At 50.2% G+C, this 3,159-nt stretch carries 2 rRNA genes; both read right to left on the reverse strand.

The features are described 5' to 3' along the window. Positions 1-2: 2 nt before the first annotated feature. A 5S ribosomal RNA gene (gene rrf, locus A6E03_RS14995) occupies positions 3-118 on the reverse strand. A gap of 124 nt (positions 119-242) precedes the next feature. Beyond that, positions 243-3,133, reverse strand: a 23S ribosomal RNA gene (locus tag A6E03_RS15000). Positions 3,134-3,159 lie beyond the last annotated feature (26 nt).

Below are 3,159 nucleotides of genomic sequence, written 5' to 3' on the forward strand. Positions count from 1 at the left end.
AAGCCTGGCGATGTCCTACTCTCACATGGGGAGACCCCACACTACCATCGGCGCTATTACGTTTCACTTCTGAGTTCGGCATGGGATCAGGTGGGTCCATAACGCTATGGTCGCCAAGCAAATTCTTTCTATCTACCTCAGTAAGAGATAAATAATAATCTGGAAAGCTGTGTATGCGTTCTTAATCACATTCAATACGTTTCTTGCTATCTTAAATCCGTTCAAAACCCCTTGGGTGTTGTATGGTTAAGCCTCACGGGCAATTAGTACAGGTTAGCTCAATGCCTCGCAGCACTTACACACCCTGCCTATCAACGTCGTAGTCTCCAACAACCCTTTAGGATACTTAAAGTATCAGGGATGACTCATCTCAAGGCTCGCTTCACGCTTAGATGCTTTCAGCGTTTATCGATCCCGAACTTAGCTACCGGGCAATGCTACTGGCGTAACAACCCGAACACCAGAGGTTCGTCCACTCCGGTCCTCTCGTACTAGGAGCAGCCCCTTTCAATCATCCAACGCCCACGGCAGATAGGGACCGAACTGTCTCACGACGTTCTAAACCCAGCTCGCGTACCACTTTAAATGGCGAACAGCCATACCCTTGGGACCGACTTCAGCCCCAGGATGTGATGAGCCGACATCGAGGTGCCAAACACCGCCGTCGATATGAACTCTTGGGCGGTATCAGCCTGTTATCCCCGGAGTACCTTTTATCCGTTGAGCGATGGCCCTTCCATTCAGAACCACCGGATCACTATGACCTGCTTTCGCACCTGCTCGAATTGTCATTCTCGCAGTCAAGCGGGCTTATGCCATTGCACTAACCACACGATGTCCAACCGTGTTTAGCCCACCTTCGTGCTCCTCCGTTACTCTTTGGGAGGAGACCGCCCCAGTCAAACTACCCACCAGGCACTGTCCGCAACCCCGATAAGGGGCCAACGTTAGAACATCAAGCATACAAGGGTGGTATTTCAAGATTGCCTCCACAAATACTAGCGTACTTGCTTCAAAGGCTCCCACCTATCCTACACATGTAGGGTCAATGTTCAGTGCCAAGCTGTAGTAAAGGTTCACGGGGTCTTTCCGTCTAGCCGCGGGTACACTGCATCTTCACAGCGATTTCAATTTCACTGAGTCTCGGGTGGAGACAGCGTGGCCATCATTACGCCATTCGTGCAGGTCGGAACTTACCCGACAAGGAATTTCGCTACCTTAGGACCGTTATAGTTACGGCCGCCGTTTACTTGGGCTTCGATCAAGAGCTTCGACCGAAGTCTAACCCCATCAATTAACCTTCAAGCACCGGGCAGGCGTCACACCGTATACGTCATCTTACGATTTAGCACAGTGCTATGTTTTTAATAAACAGTTGCAGCCACCTGGTATCTGCGACTCCCGGCAGCTTAGAGAGCAAGTCTCATCACCGCTAGGAGCGTACCTTCTCCCGAAGTTACGGTACCATTTTGCCTAGTTCCTTCACCCGAGTTCTCTCAAGCGCCTTAGTATTCTCTACTCGACCACCTGTGTCGGTTTGGGGTACGATTTCTTATAATCTGAAGCTTAGAGGCTTTTCCTGGAAGCATGGCATCAATGGCTTCACTACCGTAGTAGCTCGACATCGTGTCTCAGCCTAACAAGAGTCCGGATTTACCTAAACTCTTAGCCTACGCACTTGAACTTGGACGACCGTCGCCAAGCCCACCTAGCCTTCTCCGTCCCCCCATCGCAATTATAAGAAGTACGGGAATATTAACCCGTTTCCCATCGACTACGCCTTTCGGCCTCGCCTTAGGGGTCGACTTACCCTGCCCCGATTAACGTTGGACAGGAACCCTTGGTCTTCCGGCGAGGGGGTTTTTCACCCCCTTTATCGTTACTCATGTCAGCATTCGCACTTCTGATACCTCCAGCATGCCTTACAGCACACCTTCGACGGCTTACAGAACGCTCCCCTACCCAACACAATAAATTGCATTGCCGCAGCTTCGGTGTATAGCTTAGCCCCGTTACATCTTCCGCGCAGGCCGACTCGACCAGTGAGCTATTACGCTTTCTTTAAATGATGGCTGCTTCTAAGCCAACATCCTGGCTGTCTGAGCCTTCCCACATCGTTTCCCACTTAGCTATAACTTTGGGACCTTAGCTGGCGGTCTGGGTTGTTTCCCTCTCCACGACGGACGTTAGCACCCGCCGTGTGTCTCCCGGATAGTACTTACTGGTATTCGGAGTTTGCAAAGGGTTGGTAAGTCGGGATGACCCCCTAGCCTTAACAGTGCTCTACCCCCAGTAGTATTCGTCCGAGGCTCTACCTAAATAGATTTCGGGGAGAACCAGCTATCTCCAAGTTTGATTGGCCTTTCACCCCTAGCCACAAGTCATCCGCTAATTTTTCAACATTAGTCGGTTCGGTCCTCCAATTGATGTTACTCAATCTTCAACCTGCCCATGGCTAGATCACTTGGTTTCGGGTCTATATCCAGAGACTGAACGCCCAGTTAAGACTCGGTTTCCCTACGGCTCCCCTAAACGGTTAACCTTGCCACTGAATATAAGTCGCTGACCCATTATACAAAAGGTACGCAGTCACATAACAAGTATGCTCCTACTGCTTGTACGTACACGGTTTCAGGTTCTATTTCACTCCCCTCACAGGGGTTCTTTTCGCCTTTCCCTCACGGTACTGGTTCACTATCGGTCAGTCAGTAGTATTTAGCCTTGGAGGATGGTCCCCCCATATTCAGACAGGATATCACGTGTCCCGCCTTACTCGTTTTCACTGATGATGAGATGTCGGTTACAGGGCTATCACCTTGTATCGCGCCACTTTCCAGAGGCTTCACCTGTCTCATTAAAAGCTTAAGGGCTAACCCAATTTCGCTCGCCGCTACTTTCGGGATCTCGGTTGATTTCTCTTCCTCGGGGTACTTAGATGTTTCAGTTCTCCCGGTTTGCTTCGCTGCGCTATGTATTCACGCAGCGATACTAGCTTATGCTAGTGGGTTTCCCCATTCAGAAATCCCAGACTCAAAAGGTTTTTACTACCTAATCTGGGCTTATCGCAAGTTAATACGTCTTTCATCGCCTCTGACTGCCAAGGCATCCACCGTGTACGCTTAGTCACTTAACCATACAACCCCAAGAGGTTTCGTATGG

It is taken from the genome of Aliivibrio sp. 1S128, from assembly GCF_001691065.1.
GTDB lineage: Bacteria > Pseudomonadota > Gammaproteobacteria > Enterobacterales > Vibrionaceae > Aliivibrio.